At 41.7% G+C, this 379-nt stretch carries 2 tRNA genes; both read right to left on the bottom strand.

The annotated features are described in order from the left end of the window. Positions 1-110: 110 nt before the first annotated feature. Positions 111-186: transfer RNA gene (locus tag CWC11_RS20355), tRNA-Ala, on the bottom strand. 67 nt (positions 187-253) lie between these two features. Next, positions 254-330, bottom strand: a tRNA-Ile gene (locus CWC11_RS20350). Positions 331-379 lie beyond the last annotated feature (49 nt).

Here is a 379-nt window from a genome sequence, read left to right as displayed (position 1 = left end):
TTTCCAAATTTTTAAAGAGCAGAGAATCAAAAACTTCTCAAAATTAAACACACTCTATTCTCAGGCGATTTTGCTGCCCGATAAAGAATATTTATTTTTAAGAAGTAAAGTGGTGGAGCTAAGCAGGATCGAACTGCTGACCTCCTGCGTGCAAGGCAGGCGCTCTCCCAGCTGAGCTATAGCCCCACATATGCTGGTCTTACTGTTTGTATACCGACTTCATTTTAAGCTTAGTGATAAGTTTAAGAAGAAGTGGTGGGTCTGAGTAGATTTGAACTACCGACCTCACCCTTATCAGGGGTGCGCTCTAACCAGCTGAGCTACAGACCCAAACAATAAGTGTTGTTCTCTTTACAATTAACAATCATCTGTGTGGACA

The organism is Pseudoalteromonas sp. S3178 (assembly GCF_005886985.1).
GTDB lineage: Bacteria > Pseudomonadota > Gammaproteobacteria > Enterobacterales > Alteromonadaceae > Pseudoalteromonas > Pseudoalteromonas carrageenovora.
Note: the sequence above shows the minus strand (reverse complement) of the source record. Positions and strands in the feature narration are given on the sequence as shown.